18 protein-coding genes are annotated in these 18,605 nt (G+C 57.1%); 9 read left to right on the top strand and 9 right to left on the bottom strand.

Annotated elements, in window-relative coordinates:
• Nucleotides 1–53 precede the first annotated feature (53 nt).
• Nucleotides 54–1,361 carry a sulfurtransferase gene (locus ACOTZC_RS02595; protein ID WP_421635573.1) on the top strand — a complete coding sequence of 436 codons (1,308 nt, stop codon included), beginning with the start codon at nt 54–56 and terminating at the stop codon, nt 1,359–1,361.
• Here ACOTZC_RS02595 and ACOTZC_RS02590 read toward each other — a convergent pair.
• Together ACOTZC_RS02590 and ACOTZC_RS02585 are read right to left on the bottom strand one after the other, a co-directional pair.
• The gene (locus ACOTZC_RS02590; RefSeq protein ID WP_045353669.1) at nt 1,358–1,975 is read right to left on the bottom strand and encodes a CDP-alcohol phosphatidyltransferase family protein; all 618 of its coding nucleotides are present in this window, start codon (nt 1,973–1,975) and stop codon (nt 1,358–1,360) included. The genes ACOTZC_RS02595 and ACOTZC_RS02590 overlap by 4 nt on opposite strands.
• Nucleotides 1,968–2,537 (bottom strand): carboxymuconolactone decarboxylase family protein, encoded by a 570-nt coding sequence (locus tag ACOTZC_RS02585; RefSeq protein WP_248193409.1) that lies wholly within the window; start codon nt 2,535–2,537, stop codon nt 1,968–1,970. The genes ACOTZC_RS02590 and ACOTZC_RS02585 overlap by 8 nt, the downstream gene beginning before the upstream one ends.
• A 75-nt stretch (nt 2,538–2,612) precedes the next feature.
• Between ACOTZC_RS02585 and ACOTZC_RS02580 the strand changes: the two genes are divergently transcribed.
• A complete protein-coding gene (locus ACOTZC_RS02580; RefSeq protein WP_045353667.1) occupies nt 2,613–3,029 on the top strand; it encodes a pyrimidine (deoxy)nucleoside triphosphate diphosphatase in 417 nt (138 codons plus the stop codon).
• Here the strand turns inward: ACOTZC_RS02580 and ACOTZC_RS02575 are convergent.
• Nucleotides 2,992–3,267: a DUF1496 domain-containing protein gene (locus tag ACOTZC_RS02575; protein ID WP_023311264.1), complete on the bottom strand. Its 276-nt coding sequence runs from the start codon at nt 3,265–3,267 to the stop codon at nt 2,992–2,994. The two genes, ACOTZC_RS02580 and ACOTZC_RS02575, sit on opposite strands and share 38 nt — an antisense overlap.
• Nucleotides 3,268–3,495: 228 nt before the next feature.
• Here ACOTZC_RS02575 and gdhA point away from each other — a divergent pair, with 228 nt between their 5' ends.
• Complete coding sequence (gdhA, locus tag ACOTZC_RS02570; protein ID WP_126303159.1) at nt 3,496–4,839, top strand: NADP-specific glutamate dehydrogenase; 1,344 nt, start codon at nt 3,496–3,498, stop codon at nt 4,837–4,839.
• Nucleotides 4,840–4,909: 70 nt separating this feature from the next.
• Here the strand turns inward: gdhA and ACOTZC_RS02565 are convergent, their stop codons facing one another.
• From ACOTZC_RS02565 to ACOTZC_RS02555, 3 genes are all read right to left on the bottom strand, one after another.
• Complete coding sequence (locus tag ACOTZC_RS02565) at nt 4,910–6,817, bottom strand: DNA topoisomerase III (RefSeq protein ID WP_045401540.1); 1,908 nt, start codon at nt 6,815–6,817, stop codon at nt 4,910–4,912.
• Nucleotides 6,818–6,821: 4 nt separating this feature from the next.
• Entirely contained in the window at nt 6,822–7,865 is a 1,044-nt protein-coding gene (gene selD, locus ACOTZC_RS02560) for a selenide, water dikinase SelD (protein ID WP_047174036.1), read from the bottom strand.
• A gap of 115 nt (nt 7,866–7,980) precedes the next feature.
• Nucleotides 7,981–8,532, bottom strand: a complete 552-nt coding sequence (locus ACOTZC_RS02555) for an NAD(P)H nitroreductase (RefSeq protein WP_045353658.1) — start codon at nt 8,530–8,532, stop codon at nt 7,981–7,983.
• A gap of 167 nt (nt 8,533–8,699) precedes the next feature.
• Here ACOTZC_RS02555 and sppA point away from each other — a divergent pair, with 167 nt between their 5' ends.
• The 3 genes from sppA to pncA all read left to right on the top strand — a co-directional run bounded on the left by sppA (nt 8,700) and on the right by pncA (nt 12,287).
• Nucleotides 8,700–10,556, top strand: a complete 1,857-nt coding sequence (gene sppA, locus ACOTZC_RS02550) for a signal peptide peptidase SppA (RefSeq protein WP_045353656.1) — start codon at nt 8,700–8,702, stop codon at nt 10,554–10,556.
• 63 nt (nt 10,557–10,619) lie between these two features.
• On the top strand, nt 10,620–11,636 hold the full coding sequence (gene ansA, locus ACOTZC_RS02545) for an asparaginase (RefSeq protein ID WP_008500705.1): 1,017 nt from the start codon (nt 10,620–10,622) through the stop codon (nt 11,634–11,636).
• 9 nt (nt 11,637–11,645) lie between these two features.
• A complete protein-coding gene (gene pncA / locus ACOTZC_RS02540; RefSeq protein ID WP_421635572.1) occupies nt 11,646–12,287 on the top strand; it encodes a bifunctional nicotinamidase/pyrazinamidase in 642 nt (213 codons plus the stop codon).
• A gap of 45 nt (nt 12,288–12,332) precedes the next feature.
• Here the strand turns inward: pncA and ACOTZC_RS02535 are convergent, their stop codons facing one another.
• Both ACOTZC_RS02535 and msrB read right to left on the bottom strand, forming a co-directional pair.
• Nucleotides 12,333–12,596: a YeaC family protein gene (locus ACOTZC_RS02535; protein WP_196238666.1), complete on the bottom strand. Its 264-nt coding sequence runs from the start codon at nt 12,594–12,596 to the stop codon at nt 12,333–12,335.
• A gap of 56 nt (nt 12,597–12,652) precedes the next feature.
• Entirely contained in the window at nt 12,653–13,066 is a 414-nt protein-coding gene (msrB, locus tag ACOTZC_RS02530; RefSeq protein WP_008500710.1) for a peptide-methionine (R)-S-oxide reductase MsrB, read from the bottom strand.
• A 340-nt stretch (nt 13,067–13,406) separates the two neighbouring features.
• On the opposite strand from msrB, the gene gapA reads away from it, so the two are divergent.
• Nucleotides 13,407–14,402 carry a glyceraldehyde-3-phosphate dehydrogenase gene (gene gapA, locus ACOTZC_RS02525; RefSeq protein ID WP_023311257.1) on the top strand — a complete coding sequence of 332 codons (996 nt, stop codon included), beginning with the start codon at nt 13,407–13,409 and terminating at the stop codon, nt 14,400–14,402.
• Between the two features lie 73 nt (nt 14,403–14,475).
• Nucleotides 14,476–15,360 carry a D-hexose-6-phosphate mutarotase gene (locus ACOTZC_RS02520; protein WP_421635571.1) on the top strand — a complete coding sequence of 295 codons (885 nt, stop codon included), beginning with the start codon at nt 14,476–14,478 and terminating at the stop codon, nt 15,358–15,360.
• A gap of 78 nt (nt 15,361–15,438) precedes the next feature.
• Here ACOTZC_RS02520 and ACOTZC_RS02515 read toward each other — a convergent pair whose 3' ends face one another.
• Entirely contained in the window at nt 15,439–16,185 is a 747-nt protein-coding gene (locus tag ACOTZC_RS02515; protein ID WP_023311255.1) for a MipA/OmpV family protein, read from the bottom strand.
• Between the two features lie 431 nt (nt 16,186–16,616).
• Between ACOTZC_RS02515 and yeaG the strand changes: the two genes are divergently transcribed.
• A complete protein-coding gene (gene yeaG, locus ACOTZC_RS02510) occupies nt 16,617–18,551 on the top strand; it encodes a protein kinase YeaG (RefSeq protein WP_008500713.1) in 1,935 nt (644 codons plus the stop codon).
• The last annotated feature ends 54 nt before the right edge of the window (nt 18,552–18,605 follow it).

Raw genomic sequence — 18,605 nt, 5'->3', positions numbered from 1 at the left:
CGTTTCGGGAGAGACGACAATGCCCCCCTCTTTTACTGACGTCAGGTTATTCGATGAAACGTGTTTCTCAACTGACCGCGCTGGCCCTGCTCTGCGGCCTCGCATCCTTTTCCTCTCTGGCGGCTGATTTGGCCAACGCGATGACGCTCTCCCAGCTTCAGGCACAGCACGGCACGCCTGTCGACACCCGCCCCAGCGCGTTCTATAACGGCTGGCCGCAGACCCTCAGCGGCCCCTCCGGGCATGAACCCGCCGCACTCAACCTGGCTGCCGTCTGGCTGGGTGCAATGAGCGACGAACAGATTGCGAGCTGGGCAAAACAGCATCAGCTTACGCCCGCGACGGCCATCGCCCTGTACGGCGACGAGAACGATAACCTGGCGGTGAAATCGCGCCTGGAGAAAGCCGGATACCGCCACGTCTCGCTGCTCAGCGACGCTCTGAAGACGCCCGACCGCCTTCAGCGCCTGCCTCACTTTGAACAGCTGGTTTACCCGCAGTGGATCCACCGCCTCCAGCAGGGTAAACCCGTGACCGCCGCGCCGGCGGGTGACTGGAAAGTGATTGAAGCCGCCTGGGGCGCACCGAAGTTTTACCTGCTAAACCACATTCCCGGCGCGGGCTACATCGACACCAACGAGGTGGAAAGCGAGCCGCTGTGGAATAAAGTCTCCGACGACAAGCTGAAAGCGATGCTGGCGAAGCACGGGATCCGTCACGACACCACCGTCATTCTGTATGGCCGTGACGTTTACGCCGCCGCGCGCGTGGCGCAGATCATGCTGTATGCAGGCGTGAAGGATGTGCGTATTCTCGACGGCGGCTGGAAGGCGTGGTCCGATGCAGGCCTGCCGGTTGAACGCGGCACGCCCGCGAAAGTGAAGCCAGCCCTCGATTTTGGCGCGCCGATCCCCGGCCAGCCGCAGCTGATGGTTGATATGGAACAGGCGCGCGGGATGCTGCACCGTCAGGATGCCTCCCTGGTCAGCATTCGTTCCTGGCCGGAGTTCATCGGCGAAACCAGCGGCTACAGCTACATCAAGCCAAAAGGTGAAATTGCCGGTGCCCGCTGGGGTCATGCGGGCAGCGACGCGACCCATATGGAAGATTTCCATAACCCGGATGGCACCATGCGCAGCGCGGACGATATCGCCGCCCAGTGGAAGCGCTGGAATATTCTGCCGGAACAGCACGTCGCGTTTTACTGCGGCACCGGGTGGCGGGCGTCAGAAACCTTTATGTACGCCCGGGCGATGGGCTGGAAGAATGTCGCCGTCTATGACGGCGGCTGGTACGAATGGAGCAGTCATCCGCAGAACCCGGTCACCACCGGAGAGCGCGGGCCAGAGAGCGCTCTCTAAGGGCTGAGTGACTTCAGCGTCACATAGCCGCTCCAGACGCGCGTTGTGGTGGTCAGCCAGCACAGCGCGCCGAATACCCACGCGAACAGCGTAAAGTGCGCCGGGAAGAGGCAGCACAGCACGAACAGCGCGATGGTCTCCGTCCCTTCCGTTAACCCACCGATGTAATAAAACGACTTGTGCGCATAGCCGGGGTTGTCGATATCGTGCTTCGCGGCCAGCGCCGCAAACGCCAGAAAGCTGCTGCCGGTCCCGATAAACGCAAACAGCAGCCAGGCGGCCGCCAGCGCATTCTCAGCGGGTGCCGCGAGCGCAAAGCCAAACGGCACCAGGGCGTAGAACAGAAAATCGAGCGCGATGTCGAGAAATCCCCCCGCATCGGTCAGCCCTCTCCGGCGCGCCAGCGCGCCGTCCAGACCATCCAGCAGGCGGTTAAGCACGATGGCAGCCAGCGCAGCCGGATACCAGCCGAGGGCCAGAAACGGCAGCGCCAGCACGCCGATGGCAAACCCGGTCAGGGTTAATCCGTCGGGCGTGATGCCCGGCTTATCCAGCACGGAAACCAGACGATTCAGAGCGGGCTTAACCCGCGGGTGCAGGTGACGGTCAAGCATGGGGAGTCTCGCTAAACGTGGCGCACAGCCCCTGCGCCGGAATATCCAGCGCGGCATTAAAGCGGGCTGAGAGATTCTGAAACGCAATCAGCGCCGTCATCTCGGTAATGGCATCGTCCGTGAAGTGGCGTTTCAGCGCTGCTCTGACTACCTCATCCGCCTGGGGCGGCGTGGCGGTCATCGCCTCGGCGTAGGCCAGCGCCGCGCGCTCCTGCTCGGTGAACAAGGCGGAATCCTGCCAGTCGCTCACGGCCTGAACCTTATCCAGCGTGCCGCAGCGCTCGGCCAGACGCAGGCTATTGGCATCAATGCAGAAAGCGCAGTGACAGAGCTGGGATACCCGCGTCATGAGCAGCGAGCGCAGCGCGGGCGTCAGGCGCGCGCGACGACGCTCCAGAAAGCCGACAAACAGCGCCACCAGCCAGAACAGACGCGGCATTCGCCCCCACCAGCGGGTGGGATTCAGCTCCGCGCCAAAATGCTTTTTCTGCATGGCGGCTATCGGTTTTAGGCTGGCGGGAAGGGATTCGAGGGGGGCAACCCAGGCGGGGGACTCTTTCACCTGATTCTCCTGTTTACTGGACTCTGAGAAAGGGCACGATAATATGTCTTTTTTCGCTATCAATTATTGACGACCATGCTGAAAACACTCGATGTCGTTGCCGCCATCATCGAAAAAGACGGCAACATTTTACTGGCGCAGCGCCCTGTCCACGCCGACCAGCCGGGAATGTGGGAATTTGCAGGCGGTAAAGTCGAGGCCGGAGAAACCCAGCCAGAAGCGCTTATCCGCGAGCTGCGTGAAGAGTTGGGCATTGACGCCCTGCCGGGACAATACGTGGCAAGCCACCAGCGGGAAGTCTCCCAGCGGTTGATTAACCTGCATGCCTGGCACGTTCCTGCTTTCCGCGGCGATATCACGGCGCACTACCACAGCGCGCTGGCGTGGTGTACGCCGGAAGAGGCGTTTGGCTACCCCTTAGCCCCCGCGGATATTCCGCTGCTGGAAGCGTTTATTATTTTACGCGACGCCAGACCAGCGGGTTCGTGCTGATGGCGCGCTCGTCGCGCTGGCACTGCAGCAGAATGCCGTCCGCTTTCACAACGGCCCCTTCCGAGTAGTTCTGATTCTGATAGATACAGCACTGATTGCAGGGCTGCACCGTTTGATTCTGGCCGCTGGAGCTAAACACTTCCGGCGGCACATTCACTTCCACATCCGGACGAATGCGGTCAGCCTGAGCGCCAGCGGTAAACATCAAACATAACGCGGTCATCACATAACGGTTCATCGACTTGTCTTCCTGTTGTGTCCTGATATTGACTATAACGGTAAACCAGAGCCGAACCTTTAATTTATCTCTTCATCGCTTTTCGTTATGACGCCCGCCCTCTCATTAATTTCCCTTTCGTCATAAATTTCTGCTTGCCTCACAAAGCGGTACGGGTGGTATAGTCAAAAAAACAACACAAATCGCATAAGTAATACACATAAAATACGATAAGAGGTTCTTATATCTATGGATCAGACACGCTCTCTGGAAAGTTTCCTTGCCCATGTTCAGCAGCGCGACCCGCACCAAAGCGAGTTCGCTCAGGCCGTGCGTGAAGTTATGACCACCCTGTGGCCCTTCCTTGAACAAAACCCGCGTTATCGCCAGATGTCTCTGCTTGAACGCATGATCGAGCCAGAGCGCGTGATCCAGTTCCGCGTGACGTGGGTTGACGATCGCAACCAGGTACAGGTTAACCGCGCGTGGCGCGTTCAGTTTAACTCGGCGATTGGCCCGTTTAAGGGCGGCATGCGTTTTCATCCGTCCGTGAACCTGTCGATTCTGAAATTCCTCGGCTTCGAGCAGACCTTTAAAAACGCCCTCACCACGCTACCGATGGGCGGCGGGAAAGGCGGCAGCGATTTCGACCCGAAAGGCAAAAGCGAAGGGGAAGTGATGCGCTTCTGCCAGGCGCTGATGACCGAACTCTACCGCCACCTCGGCCCGGATACCGACGTTCCTGCCGGTGATATCGGCGTGGGCGGACGTGAAGTGGGCTTTATGGCCGGGATGATGAAAAAGCTCTCCAACAACAGCGCCTGCGTCTTTACCGGCAAGGGGCTGTCGTTTGGCGGGAGCCTGATCCGCCCGGAAGCGACAGGATACGGCCTGGTTTACTTCACCGAGGCGATGCTCAAGCGTCACGGTTTAGGCTTTGAAGGCATGCGCGTCGCGGTGTCCGGCTCCGGTAACGTGGCGCAGTACGCGATTGAGAAAGCGATGCAGCTTGGCGCTCGCGTGGTGACCGCCTCTGATTCCAGCGGCACGGTGGTGGATGAAGCGGGCTTCACGGCAGAGAAGCTGGCGCGCCTGTGTGAAATCAAAGCCAGCCGCGATGGCCGCGTGGCGGATTATGCCCGGGAGTTTGGCCTGACCTACCTGGAAGGGAAACAGCCGTGGGGCGTTCCGGTGGATATCGCCCTGCCGTGCGCCACGCAGAACGAGCTGGATGCGGACGCCGCGCGTACCCTGATTAGCAACGGCGTAAAAGCGGTGGCCGAAGGGGCAAATATGCCGACCACTATCGATGCGACGGACCTGTTCCTGGAAGCGGGCGTGCTGTTTGCGCCGGGCAAGGCTGCTAACGCGGGCGGCGTGGCGACCTCCGGCCTCGAGATGGCGCAAAACGCCGCACGTCTCGGCTGGAAGGCGGAGAAAGTGGATGCGCGCCTGCACCACATCATGCTGGATATTCACCATGCCTGCGTGGAGTACGGCGGCGAGGCGTCGCAAACCAACTACGTGCGCGGGGCGAATATCGCCGGGTTCGTGAAGGTGGCGGATGCGATGATTGGTCAGGGCGTGATTTAAGGTTTATCGCGTGCGGCCGGGTGCCCTCACCCCGGCCCTCTCCCACCGGGAGAGGGGAGAAAAACGTGTGTCAGGCCGCGCTCTTTTTCTTCTTGAACGGTTTCTTCGCGCCGCCACCGGGCGCAACCATGCCTCTGAACGTTTTCACCGGCGTGCTGCGCGCCTGATCGATCAGCTGATAAAGCGTCCCGACCAGCGGCTGCATAAAGTCCTGATAGCGGCACTGCTTCTCGCTGATCTGCGTCAGCACCGATTCCCAGTGCGCGGTCATGTCCGGCCTGGCGGCCAGCTCCGGCAGAGAGTGGATTAGCGCCCGGCCCGGCTCCGTTGAGTGGATATAGCGTCCCTTTTTCTCCAGGAAGCCGCGCTTAAAGAGCAGCTCGATGATCCCCGCTCGCGTCGCTTCCGTTCCCAGACCGTCGGTGGCGCGCAGGATCTTCTTCAGATCTTTATCCTGAACGAACCGGGCGATCCCGGTCATCGCCGACAGCAGCGTCGCATCGGTGAAATGGCGCGGAGGCTGGGTCTGACGTTCAACCACTTCGCCCTTCTCGCACAGCAGTTCGTCATCTTTGGCGACCACCGGCAGCGGCGTGCCGTCGTTCTCCTCATCACGCTCTTTGTTGCCGAGGAGCGTACGCCAGCCCGCTTCTGCGAGGAAACGCGCTTTGGCGACAAACTTACCTTTGGCAATCTCAAGCTCAATCACGCACTTGCGGAATACCGCGTCCGGGCAGAACTGCATCAGGTACTGACGGGCAATCAGGTGATAGACCTTCGCTTCGTTCTCGGTCAGGTTGACGATGCTGGCGCGGGCCGTCGGGATAATCGCGTGGTGGGCATCGACTTTTTTATCATCCCAGCAGCGGTTATGGGTGTCCGGGTTTACCGCAGGCTGCGGGAGCAGATCCGGCGCGTGCACGCCGATGGCGTTCATCACCGAGTGGCGACCGGCAAAGTGCTCTTCCGGCAGATAGCGGCTGTCCGAACGCGGGTAGGTGATGAGCTTATGGGTTTCGTAGAGCTTCTGGCAGATGTCCAGCACGTTCTGCGCGCTGAGGCCAAAGCGCTTCGCGGCCTCAATCTGCAGGGCCGACAGAGAGAACGGCAGCGGCGCGGGTTCTGATTCCCGTTTATCGTTATAGCTGGTGACGATAGCCGGCTGGCCGGTAATGCGGTTAACCACATGATCCGCCAGCGGACGGTGCAGCAAGCGCCCCTCTTCATCCTGGTAAGATTCGCAGGCATCGCTCGGCTGCCAGACGGCGGTAAAGCGCTCGTCCTTAGGCGTGACGATATGCGCTTTCACTTCAAAGAAATCTTTGGCGACGAAGTTCTCAATCTCTTCATCACGACGCACGACCAGCCCCAGCACCGGCGTCTGCACGCGCCCCACGGAGAGCACGCCCTGATAGCCCGCGTTGCGCCCAAGAATGGTGTAGGCGCGGGTCATGTTGATGCCGTACAGCCAGTCGGCGCGGGCGCGGGCTAATGCCGAGACGCACAGCGGAATAAACTCGCTGTTGGCGCGCAGGCGCGAAATCGCCCGCTCGACGGCCTGCGGATTGAGGTCGTTTATCAGGCAGCGCTGCACCTGCTGGCGCTTTTCCGGCGCCAGCTCAAGATAGTCCAGCACCTCATCCACCAGCAGCTGTCCTTCCCTGTCCGGGTCACCCGCGTGCACGATCTCAGCGGCGTCATGCAGGAAGCGCTTAATCACGTTGAGCTGTTTGGTGACGGAGGGACGGGGCTGCAGGCGCCATTTTTCCGGCACGATGGGCAGATCGTTTAAATTCCAGCGGGCGTAGCGGCTGTCATAGACATCCGGCTGCGCCTGCTCAAGCAGGTGACCGATACACCATGTGACCACCTGCCCGTTACCGCATTCGATAAAGCCGTCACCTTTGCGATGCGGTTTAGGCAGCACGTCGGCGATGGCGCGGGCCAGGCTCGGCTTTTCGGCAATAAACAACCGCATCGAATTAACGGATCTCAATCATCGGACGACCGCCGCGCGCGGTCACCAGCTCGCCGATTGCCGTCAGGGTGATGCCGAACTCGGCGGCCGTTGCCTGAACCTCGGCTTCCGATTCCGGCGTGACCGCCAGCAGCAGGCCGCCGGAGGTTTGCGGATCGCACAGCAGGTTGCGCCACTCCGCAGGCATTTCGCCCATCAGGTGACCGTAGCTGGCGAAGTTGCGCTGGGTACCGCCCGGCACCGCGCCCTGAGCAATATACTCCTCCACGCCCGGCAGCTTCGGCACGTCCTGATACCAGACCTGCGCCTGCACGCCCGCGCCCTGACACACTTCAGAGAGGTGCCCCAGCAGACCAAAACCGGTGACGTCGGTCATCGCCTTCACGCCGTCGATATTGGCAAACGCCGCACCGGCGAGGTTCATCTGGCACATGACTTCGGTTGCCAGACCTTTGTGCTCCGGTTTCAGCAGGGATTTTTTCTCGGCGGTGGTCAGCACGCCAATACCCAGCGGCTTGGTAAGGAACAATTTACAGCCCGCCTGCGCGGTGCTGTTGCGCTTTACGCGTTCGGTCGGCACTACGCCGGTGACGGCCAGGCCGAAGATCGGTTCGGGCGCATCAATAGAGTGACCGCCGGCCAGCGCAATCCCCGCCTGCTGGCAGGCAAAACGACCGCCATCAATCACTTCACGGGCCACTTCCGGCGGGATGGTGTTGATCGGCCAGCCCAGAATGGCAATCGCCATGATCGGCTTACCGCCCATCGCGAAGATATCGCTGATGGCGTTGGTGGCCGCAATGCGCCCGAAGTCGAACGGGTTGTCGACAATCGGCATAAAGAAGTCGGTAGTACTGATAATGCTGGTGCCGTTACCTAAGTCATAAACTGCAGCATCGTCACGCGTTTCGTTGCCGACAAGCAGGTTCGGGTCGACAAACTTCGCCTGTTCACTGTGCAGGATGGTCTCCAGCACTTTCGGCGAAATTTTACAACCGCAACCGGCTCCGTGGCTGTACTGCGTTAAACGAATGGTTTGCTCGCTCATGGACGTCTCCTGTCATCTCAATCGCGCTATGGTAGCGCTCATTCCATAAAGAGGTAAGTATGACTGTCTGAATTCTGCGGCAGATGCTCAGAATCCAGACAGTTCAGGTGCGTTATCAGAAATGGCTGACGAAAGGCGTGGTGTCCGGAATGCTGATGGTGCTGGAGGCTTTAAGCTGCGGGGTGCCGAGATAGAGGAAACCGACAATTTTGTCATGCTCACCGCAGCCAAAACCGTCACGGACCGCCGGGCTTTCGGTCAGCGCACCGGTACGCCAGATACCGTTAAAGCCCTGCGCGACGGCGGCCATTTGCATCGCCATCACCGCACAGCCTGCGGACATTTCCTGTTCCCAGATCGGCACCTTATGGTCAGCCTGGCATTTCGCCACGACGGCGATAATCATCGGGGCGCGGAACGGGGCATTGCGCGCCTTGTCGATACCTTTCTCATCCTGCCCGGCGGCAATCGCGCCCTGCTCCAGCAGCTGGCTGAAACGATCTCGGCCTTCGCCTTCAATCACAAAGAAGTGCCACGGCTGAAGCGTGCCGTGATCGGGGGCACGCATGCCGGCACGCAGAATATTCTCCAGCTGCTCGCCTGCCGGGGCAGGTTCGGCCAGACGGGAAGCGCTACGGCGGTTAACAAGCAGTTCGAGTGCGTCCATTGGTTAACTCCTTTCTTGAAATTTACTCACAAAATTAACACGACGGCAGATTTTGTTACAGCCTGGCAGGCGATTCCTGCTGACAAGTGGCGGTTGGGTCATTACGATAACCCAACATTACCGTCCAGTGGCGACGGAAACAGTCATTTTCTGGTTAGGGAGAATACATGCGAACCCTTTGGCGAATCATTGCCGGTTTCTTTAAATGGACGTGGCGACTGCTCAACTTCGTCCGCAACCTGGTGATGAACATCTTCTTCATCTTCCTGGTTCTGGTTTGCGCGGGCATCTGGATGCATATCAGCAACGCGAATCAGGCGCAGCATTCGACTCGCGGGGCCCTGTTACTCGATATCACCGGCGTTATCGTTGATAAACCGTCCGCCAGCAACCGTCTGGGGGCAATCAGCCGCCAGCTGTTTGGCGCGACGTCAGACCGTCTGCAGGAAAACTCCCTGTTCGATATCGTCGATACCATCCGCCAGGCGAAAGATGACCGCAACATTACCGGTATCGTGCTGGATCTGAAAGATTTTGCCGGAGGCGATCAGCCGTCGATGCAGTACATCGGTAAAGCGCTGCGCGAATTCCGCGACAGCGGCAAGCCGGTGATTGCCGTAGGCGACAGCTACAGCCAGGGGCAATATTATCTGGCGAGCTTCGCCAATAAGATCTGGCTCTCCCCACAGGGGACGGTGGATCTGCACGGTTTTGCCACCAACGGCCTGTACTATAAATCCCTGCTCGACAAGCTTAAGGTTACCACCCACGTCTTCCGCGTCGGCACGTACAAATCCGCCGTCGAGCCGTTTATCCGCGACGACATGTCTCCAGCCGCCCGTGAAGCGGACAGCCGCTGGATTGGCGAGCTGTGGCAGAACTATCTCGGCACCGTTGCCGCCAACCGCCAGATTACGCCTGAGCAGGCGTTCCCGGGCGCACAGGGCGTGCTGGATGGCCTGCGTAAGGTTGACGGTGATACCGCAAAATATGCGCTCGATAACAAACTGGTTGATGCCCTGGGCACCAGCGCCGAGATTGAAAAATCCCTTAGCAAACAGTTTGGCTGGAGCAAAGAGGACAAAAATTACAGCGCCATCAGCATGTATGATTACTCGACGAAAAAGCCTGATGACAGCGGTAACAGCGTCGCGGTGGTGTTTGCCAACGGCGCCATCATGGACGGCCAGGAGACTCCGGGGAACGTGGGCGGCGATACTACCGCGTCACAAATCCGCGATGCTCGCCTGGATCCGAAAGTGAAAGCGATCGTCCTGCGGGTGAACAGCCCTGGCGGCAGCGTCAGCGCCTCCGAGGTGATCCGCGCTGAACTGGCTGCGGCGCGTGCCGCCGGCAAGCCGGTCGTCGTATCCATGGGCGGAATGGCCGCCTCCGGGGGTTACTGGATCTCAACGCCAGCCAACTACATCGTGGCCAACCCAAGCACGCTGACCGGTTCGATTGGCATCTTCGGGGTGATCAACACCGTGGAAAACAGCCTGGATTCTCTGGGCGTGCATACCGATGGCGTGGCTACCTCTCCGCTGGCGGATGTGTCGGTGACCAAATCCCTGCCGCCAGAAGTCTCTGAGATGATGCAGCTCAGCATTGAGAACGGCTATAAGCGCTTTATCACCCTGGTAGCGGACTCGCGTAAAAAGACGCCTGAGCAGATCGACCAGATCGCGCAGGGCCACGTCTGGACCGGCCAGGATGCGAAGAGCAACGGTCTGGTGGACAGCCTGGGCGACTTCGATGACGCGGTGAAAAAAGCCGCCGAGCTGGCGAAGCTCAAGCAATGGCATATCGAGTATTACCAGGACGAGCCGTCGTTCTTCGATATGGTCATGGACAGCATGTCCGGGTCGGTACGTGCCATGCTGCCGGAGGCGATGCAGGCTTACCTGCCTGCGCCGGTCGCCACGGCAGCGAAAGCGATGAAGGCGGAAAGCGATAAGCTCGCGGCCTTTAACGATCCACAGAGTCGTTACGCGTTTTGCCTGACCTGCGCTAACGTCCGTTAAAAACCGTCCCCTCTTCCCGCGAAGAGGGGATTTTTTTCTTTTGAAGAACAAGAACTCACTACCATGCAGAAGAAATCGATTTATGTAGCCTACACTGGCGGTACCATCGGTATGCAGCGCTCTGAAAACGGCTATATCCCTGTCTCCGGCCACCTTCAGCGTCAGCTTGCGCTGATGCCGGAATTCCACCGTCCGGAAATGCCTGACTTCACCATCCACGAATACGAGCCGCTGATGGACTCCTCCGACATGACGCCGGAAGACTGGCAGCACATCGCGGATGACATTAAAGCCCATTACGACCAGTACGACGGCTTCGTGATCCTGCACGGCACCGACACCATGGCGTTTACCGCCTCGGCGCTCTCCTTCATGCTGGAGAACCTGAGCAAGCCGGTTATCGTCACCGGGTCGCAAATCCCCCTGGCGGAGCTGCGCTCGGACGGGCAGATCAACCTGCTGAACTCCCTGTACGTGGCGGCGAATTATCCGATCAACGAAGTGTCGCTATTCTTTAATAACCGTCTGTATCGCGGCAACCGCACCACAAAAGCCCATGCTGACGGTTTTGACGCCTTCGCCTCCCCTAACCTGCAGCCGCTGCTGGAGGCCGGAATTCATATCCGTCGTCTGGGCACGCCGCCTGCGCCGAACACCGCCGGCGAGCTGATCGTGCATCCGATCACTCCGCAACCGATTGGCGTGGTCACTATCTACCCGGGTATCTCTGCCGACGTAGTGCGTAACTTCCTCCGCCAGCCGGTGAAAGCGTTGATTCTGCGCTCCTATGGCGTAGGTAATGCCCCGCAGAACGGCGAATTCCTGAAAGAGCTCCAGGAAGCCAGCGAGCGCGGAATTGTGGTCGTGAACCTGACCCAGTGCATGTCCGGAAAGGTCAACATGGGCGGCTATGCCACCGGCAACGCGCTGGCTCATGCGGGAGTCATCAGCGGCTTCGATATGACCGTTGAGGCAACGCTGACTAAACTTCACTATTTACTGAGTCAGGATCTGGACATTCAGTCCATTCGCAGCGCGATGATGCAAAACCTGCGCGGCGAGCTGACCCCGGACGAATAAGGAGTGCTCATGAAGCAACGCGCCCTGCTACTGGTCGATTTGCAAAATGATTTCTGCGCGGGCGGTGCGCTGGCCGTCGCCGAAGGTGACAGCACCGTTGACGTGGCAAACACGCTAATTGACTGGTGCAAAGCCCGCGGCGAAGCGGTTGTCGCAAGCCAGGACTGGCACCCGGCGAACCACGGCAGCTTTGCCAGCCAGCACAACGTCGAGCCTTTCACTCAGGGTGAACTCGACGGGCTGGCGCAAACCTTCTGGCCGGATCACTGCGTACAGCAGACGGAAGGCGCGGAGCTGCATCCGCTCCTGAATCAGAAAGCCGTCGACGCGGTGTTCCATAAAGGTGAAAACCCGGCTATCGACAGCTATAGCGCGTTTTTTGATAACGGGCATCGCCAGAAAACGGCGCTGGACGCGTGGTTACGTCATCACGAAATCACGGAGCTGATCGTGCTGGGCCTGGCGACGGATTACTGTGTGAGGTTTACCGTGCTGGACGCGCTCCAGTTAGGTTATACCGTCAGCGTCATCACCGACGGCTGCCGCGGGGTAAACATTCATCCGCAGGACAGCGCTCAGGCGTTTATGGATATGGCTGCGGAAGGCGCAACGCTGTATACGCTCGAAGACTGGCTGGAAACGCAGGCGTAGTCTTTTACGCCCTCTCCCTGTGGGAGAGGGCATCAACCCGCACCGTTATTGCATTTTCATCGTCGCAATCGGCTTCGGCGTGATGCCGAAGTCTTCTTTCAGCTCGCGCTTGCTCTTCATCACCATCTGGCCTTTGGTGTCGATCGTCATGTGCTGCGCGTCGGTGTTATTGCGCGCCTGCCACAGCATCACCAGCTGTAAACTGTTCTCTTTTTGCTCCGGCGTCAGCGCGACGCCGTCGGGCCATTTTCCCAGTTCTACGGCGGTCACCAGACGCTGATAAATTTCCGGCGTCATGCCGCTAATCATGTCATCAATATTCACACTCGCGCCCTTTCAAAGGAATAATTTGCTGAATCGTTTTTTCAACCCTTAATCTGGTCACCGTTCTCATCATCGGTGAAGCTCATTGAGGCAGAGTTTACGCAGAAACGCTCGCCCGTAGGCTGTGGGCCATCCGGGAAGACGTGCCCAAGGTGCGCATCGCAGTTGCCGCAGCGAATTTCCGTGCGCACCATGCCGTGCGACGAGTCGGTCAGGTAGCGGATGGCCTCATCGCTCACCGGCTCGTAAAAACTCGGCCAGCCGCAGCCAGAATCAAATTTCGTTTGTGAATTGAACAACGGGGCATCACAGACCAGACAGTGGTAGACGCCGTCTCGCTTGTTGTGCAGTAAACGCCCGGTGAACGGCGGTTCCGTTCCGTGATTCTGCGTCACGTAAAACTGCATTTCTGTGAGGTTTTTTTTCAAATCGTCAGGGTTACGTTGGTTCGACATATGCTTACATCTCGCTGTAGAAACAGACATCTTTCAACCCGGATTCTAACAAAACATTAACACCCTTGCGTGCACTTTTGATCTAAACTTATGTGTCGCGAATAAGCGGTCAGGCAATTGTGATCATGTTCACATTTTTATCCTGCGAGGACTTTAAAATCCCGGCTCAGCCCCCATATGGGTGCAAGCTCAAAGGGAAAGTGAGGCGAGTCAGTCGCACAAACGTTAGTCACAGGATTGATTTGTCGCAATGATTGACACGATTCCGCTTGACGCTGCGTAAGGTTTTTGTAATTTTACAGGCAACCTTTTATTCACTAACAAATAGCTGGTGGAATATATGACTATCAAAGTAGGTATCAACGGTTTTGGCCGTATCGGCCGTATTGTTTTCCGTGCTGCTCAGAAACGTTCTGACATCGAAATCGTTGGTATCAACGATCTCCTGGACGCTGAATACATGGCGTACATGCTGAAGTACGACTCAACTCACGGTCGTTTCGACGGCACCGTTGAAGTGAAAGACGGCCACCTGGTTGTTAATGGCAAAACCATCCGCGTTACTGCTGAAAAAGATCCAGCTAACCTGAAATGGAACGAAATCGGTGTTGACGTTGTTGCTGAAGCAACCGGTATCTTCCTGACCGACGAAACTGCACGTAAACACATTACTGCGGGTGCGAAGAAAGTTGTTCTGACTGGTCCTTCCAAAGACAACACACCAATGTTCGTTCGTGGTGCAAACTTCGAAACTTACGCTGGCCAGGATATCGTGTCTAACGCATCCTGCACCACCAACTGCCTGGCACCGCTGGCTAAAGTTATCAACGACAACTTCGGCATCATCGAAGGTCTGATGACTACCGTTCACGCAACCACCGCTACTCAGAAAACCGTTGATGGCCCGTCTCACAAAGACTGGCGCGGCGGCCGTGGCGCGGCTCAGAACATCATCCCATCCTCTACCGGTGCTGCTAAAGCTGTAGGTAAAGTACTGCCAGAACTGAATGGCAAACTGACTGGTATGGCGTTCCGCGTTCCAACTCCTAACGTATCCGTTGTTGACCTGACCGTTCGTCTGGAAAAAGCTGCTTCTTATGAAGAAATTAAGAAAGCAATCAAAGCTGCTTCCGAAGGCGCAATGAAAGGCGTTCTGGGCTACACCGAAGACGACGTTGTTTCTACCGACTTCAACGGCGAAATCTGCACTTCCGTGTTCGATGCTAAAGCAGGTATCGCACTGAACGACAACTTCGTTAAACTGGTTTCCTGGTACGACAACGAAACTGGCTACTCTAACAAAGTACTGGACCTGATCGCTCACATCTCTAAATAAGTTGAGATGAGTGCTTGATCCAAAAAGGCGACTTCGGTCGCCTTTTTTTATTTATAAGACAGAGGATTGCTTAATGATTAATAAAATTTTTGCACTTCCGGTAGTCGAACAACTTACCCCTGTACTCTCCCGCCGTCAGATTGACGGTGCCGACGTTATCGTCGTTGACCATCCACGCGTTAAAGCGTCCGTGGCGCTGAACGGCGCGCACCTGCTCTCCTGGAAACCGGAAGGCGAAGCTGAAGGCTTATGGCTGAGCGATGCGACCTCCTTCAAAAAAGGGGCCGCAATTCGCGGCGGCGTGCCGATCTGCTGGCCGTGGTTTGGCCCGTCCGCACAGCCGGGTTTGCCGTCTCACGGTTTTGCCCGCAACCAGCAGTGGACTCTGAAAGCGCATAACGAAGATGACAACGGCGCAGCGCTGACCTTTGAGCTGCAGGCAAACGATGAAACCCGCGCCCTCTGGCCGCACGATTTCACCCTGTATGCCCGCTTCAAACTGGGTAAAATCTGTGAAATCGAACTGGAAGCTCACGGCGAGTTCGAAACCACCTCTGCCCTGCACACCTATTTCAACGTGGGTGATATCAGCGCCGTGAAGGTGAGCGGCCTTGGCGATACCTATATTGATAAAGTCGATAACGCGAAAGAAGGCAAACTGAGCGACGGCGTTCAGGCATTCCCTGACCGTACCGACCGCGTTTACCTGCACCCGGAAGCGTGCAGCGTGATCCACGACGGCGCCCTGAACCGCGGCATTGAAGTGGTTCATCATCATCACAGCGACGTGGTGGGCTGGAACCCGGGTCCGGCGCTGTCCGTCAGCATGGCCGACATGACGGATGATGGGTATAAAACGTTTGTCTGCGTGGAAACGGCTCGCGTGACCAACCCGCAGAAAGCGAGTGAAGAAAAACCGTCTCGTTTAGGGCAGACGATTCGCATTGTTAAGCGATAAATTCTCTGCACCACGCTAAAGCAAACGGGGCGCAAGCGCCCCGTTTTAATGCATCAATTGCACGATATTAGTGCGCAATCAGAACTTGTAGCTCACACCCACAGAGAAGATGCCTGCCCAGGACTTATCGACCATCGGGCTATCCTTCACTTCGTCGCTCAGACGCTCATAGCGGCCGGTACCGTACACGCTCCAGTCGCCAAGGAAGTTGTAGCTCGCGGTCAGCTCCAGATAAGGATCCCAGCCGTCATCTGCACTGTAGCTTTTCAGACCACTTCGGCGCGACTCGTTTTTAGAGACGCCGTAATAGTAGTCGTTGTAGTTCTCGCTGTTGTACTGCACACCGATACCCGGCGTCAGGGTGAGCCCGCCGTTGGTGTAGCGGTACAACCACGCCAGATCCCAGATAAAGCCGTTGCTGTTATCCAGCGTATCACCCGCCAGGGCCGTACGCAGGAAGCCATACTCGGTGTTATGTACATAGGAGAGCCCGGCCATCATGGTGCTTTTACGCTTGTCGAGCTGGCGAAGCGCATGGCTGTCGCTGTCACCCGGCTTGAAGTGCGTTGGATCGTAGTAGGCCATGATGGAGAGCTTATCGGCCTTATCGTTCCAGAGATAGTAACCGCCGCCGAGCCCGCGGAACCAGACGTTGTCGCCTTCATAGGTGATAACGGGAACAGGATAAACATCACGGTCATACTGTTTATACGGGCTGTTAATGACGCCAACACCCGCGCCAACCGTCCACTGACTTTCCGCCTGTGCGGTGTTCACTGCGGTCGCGGCAAAGATGCCTAATGCCAGAAGTTTGAGTTTGGTCACAATCCATTCTTTCCTGTAGTCAAATAATCAGCGGATGAAGTGTAACCGCCATTCCCGTACATCCCAAAATTTTTTGCCTGCTAATCAGTCTGATTAACCCGTTATTTTTAACTTTTCAGATGACAACCCGCTTTCATTTATATGACCACTGAATGAAAAACGTGCATTTGTCTTATAACGACAGTGGAAATTTTTGGATGAGTTATTGATATGTCATTGAAAGTAGATTTTCTGGGCATGCAAGTTTTGCAAATGCCATCTACGCTTTAATTTAAGAAGAGTTTTCCTGAACACCCTGCGGTTCTTAGCGTCTGACCTGGCACACAGGTTGCTGCTCTGGCAGTGAGGTGCGAGAGATTCTCTTCCGGGAGCCTCCACTACTCATACGAACGGCTCTTATCCTGTGCTAAAAAACGAAAGGACGGCATGCCATGAATATATTCGATCACTATCGCCAGCGCTATGAAGCTGCCAAGGACGAAGAGTTCACACTGCAGGAGTTTCTTACCATCTGTCGGCAAGATCGCAGTGCCTATGCCAATGCGGCAGAACGGCTATTGATGGCTATTGGTGAGCCAAACATGGTTGACACTGCCCTGGAGCCTCGGCTTTCCCGTCTTTTTTCAAATCGGGTGGTCGCCCGATACCCGGCGTTTGAAGAGTTCTATGGTATGGAAGATGCCATCGAACAGATTGTCTCCTATCTGAAGCATGCCGCTCAGGGTCTGGAAGAGAAGAAACAGATCCTCTATTTACTCGGCCCGGTGGGTGGCGGTAAATCCTCGCTGGCTGAACGCCTGAAGTCGCTGATGCAGCGCGTCCCTATCTATGTGCTGAGCGCCAACGGTGAACGCAGCCCGGTGAACGACCATCCGCTGTGCCTGTTCAATCCGCAGGAAGACGCGCAGATTCTGGATAAAGAGTATGGCATCCCGCGTCGCTATCTCGGGACCATCATGTCGCCGTGGGCGGCAAAACGCCTGCATGAGTTTGGTGGCGACATCACCAAATTCCGCGTGGTGAAGGTCTGGCCGTCTATCCTTGAGCAGATCGCCATCGCCAAAACAGAACCGGGTGATGAGAACAACCAGGATATCTCGGCTCTGGTAGGTAAAGTCGATATCCGTAAGCTGGAAAACTTCGCGCAAAACGATCCGGACGCCTACGGTTACTCAGGCGCGCTGTGCCGTGCGAACCAGGGGATTATGGAATTCGTCGAGATGTTTAAAGCACCGATTAAAGTGCTGCATCCTCTGCTGACGGCTACCCAGGAAGGCAACTACAACGGGACGGAAGGTATCTCCGCCCTGCCGTTTAACGGGATTATTCTCGCCCACTCGAACGAATCTGAATGGGTGACCTTCCGTAATAACAAAAACAATGAGGCCTTCCTTGACCGCGTGTACATCGTCAAGGTGCCTTATTGCCTGCGGATCTCCGAAGAGATCAAAATTTACGAGAAACTGCTTAACCACAGCGAGCTGGTGCACGCTCCTTGCGCACCGGGAACGCTGGAAACGCTGTCGCGCTTCTCCATCCTTTCGCGTCTGAAAGAGCCGGAAAACTCCAGCATCTATTCGAAAATGCGCGTCTATGACGGTGAAAGCCTGAAAGATACCGACCCGAAAGCGAAGTCGTATCAGGAGTACCGCGATTACGCTGGCGTCGACGAGGGGATGAACGGTCTGTCCACGCGTTTCGCGTTTAAGATCCTCTCCCGCGTCTTTAACTTCGACCATGCGGAAGTGGCGGCCAACCCGGTTCATCTGTTCTACGTGCTGGAGCAGCAAATCGAACGCGAGCAGTTCCCGCAGGAGCAGGCTGAACGCTACCTTGAGTTCCTCAAAGGTTACCTGATCCCGAAATACGCCGAGTTCATTGGCAAAGAGATCCAGACGGCCTACCTGGAATCCTATTCAGAATACGGGCAGAACATTTTCGACCGTTACGTCACCTATGCTGACTTCTGGATCCAGGATCAGGAGTACCGCGACCCGGATACCGGCCAGCTGTTTGACCGTGAATCCCTGAATGCGGAGCTGGAAAAAATCGAGAAGCCTGCCGGGATCAGCAACCCGAAAGACTTCCGTAACGAGATTGTGAACTTCGTCCTGCGCGCCAGAGCGCATAACAACGGGCGCAATCCGAACTGGACCAGCTACGAGAAGCTGCGCACGGTCATTGAGAAGAAAATGTTCTCCAATACCGAAGAGCTGCTGCCGGTGATCTCGTTTAACGCCAAAACCTCAACCGATGAGCAGAAAAAGCACGACGACTTTGTCGACCGTATGATGGAAAAAGGCTACACCCGCAAGCAGGTCCGCCTGCTCTGCGAATGGTATCTGCGCGTGCGTAAATCGTCTTAAAAACAAGTGCCCGGTGGCGGTTAGCGCTGACCGGGCCTACAAAATGCAAGTTGG

It is taken from the genome of Enterobacter cloacae complex sp. SHL009, from assembly GCF_049237205.1.
GTDB classification, from domain to species: Bacteria; Pseudomonadota; Gammaproteobacteria; order Enterobacterales; family Enterobacteriaceae; genus Enterobacter; species Enterobacter cloacae_M.
This window is presented reverse-complemented; position numbering and strand designations above follow the sequence as displayed.

Excerpts from the sequence above, each read along its gene's own strand:
- ACOTZC_RS02575 (WP_023311264.1), bottom strand. The coding sequence starts at position 3,267 with ATGAACCGTTATGTGATGACCGCGTTATGTTTGATGTTTACCGCTGGC.
- sppA (WP_045353656.1), top strand. The coding sequence starts at position 8,700 with ATGCGAACCCTTTGGCGAATCATTGCCGGTTTCTTTAAATGGACGTGG.
- ACOTZC_RS02590 (WP_045353669.1), bottom strand. The coding sequence starts at position 1,975 with ATGCTTGACCGTCACCTGCACCCGCGGGTTAAGCCCGCTCTGAATCGT.
- ACOTZC_RS02535 (WP_196238666.1), bottom strand. The coding sequence starts at position 12,596 with ATGATTAGCGGCATGACGCCGGAAATTTATCAGCGTCTGGTGACCGCC.
- ACOTZC_RS02555 (WP_045353658.1), bottom strand. The coding sequence starts at position 8,532 with ATGGACGCACTCGAACTGCTTGTTAACCGCCGTAGCGCTTCCCGTCTG.
- ACOTZC_RS02580 (WP_045353667.1), top strand. The coding sequence starts at position 2,613 with ATGCTGAAAACACTCGATGTCGTTGCCGCCATCATCGAAAAAGACGGC.
- gdhA (WP_126303159.1), top strand. The coding sequence starts at position 3,496 with ATGGATCAGACACGCTCTCTGGAAAGTTTCCTTGCCCATGTTCAGCAG.
- gapA (WP_023311257.1), top strand. The coding sequence starts at position 13,407 with ATGACTATCAAAGTAGGTATCAACGGTTTTGGCCGTATCGGCCGTATT.
- ACOTZC_RS02520 (WP_421635571.1), top strand. The coding sequence starts at position 14,476 with ATGATTAATAAAATTTTTGCACTTCCGGTAGTCGAACAACTTACCCCT.
- ACOTZC_RS02595 (WP_421635573.1), top strand. The coding sequence starts at position 54 with ATGAAACGTGTTTCTCAACTGACCGCGCTGGCCCTGCTCTGCGGCCTC.
- yeaG (WP_008500713.1), top strand. The coding sequence starts at position 16,617 with ATGAATATATTCGATCACTATCGCCAGCGCTATGAAGCTGCCAAGGAC.
- msrB (WP_008500710.1), bottom strand. The coding sequence starts at position 13,066 with ATGTCGAACCAACGTAACCCTGACGATTTGAAAAAAAACCTCACAGAA.
- pncA (WP_421635572.1), top strand. The coding sequence starts at position 11,646 with ATGAAGCAACGCGCCCTGCTACTGGTCGATTTGCAAAATGATTTCTGC.
- selD (WP_047174036.1), bottom strand. The coding sequence starts at position 7,865 with ATGAGCGAGCAAACCATTCGTTTAACGCAGTACAGCCACGGAGCCGGT.
- ACOTZC_RS02565 (WP_045401540.1), bottom strand. The coding sequence starts at position 6,817 with ATGCGGTTGTTTATTGCCGAAAAGCCGAGCCTGGCCCGCGCCATCGCC.
- ansA (WP_008500705.1), top strand. The coding sequence starts at position 10,620 with ATGCAGAAGAAATCGATTTATGTAGCCTACACTGGCGGTACCATCGGT.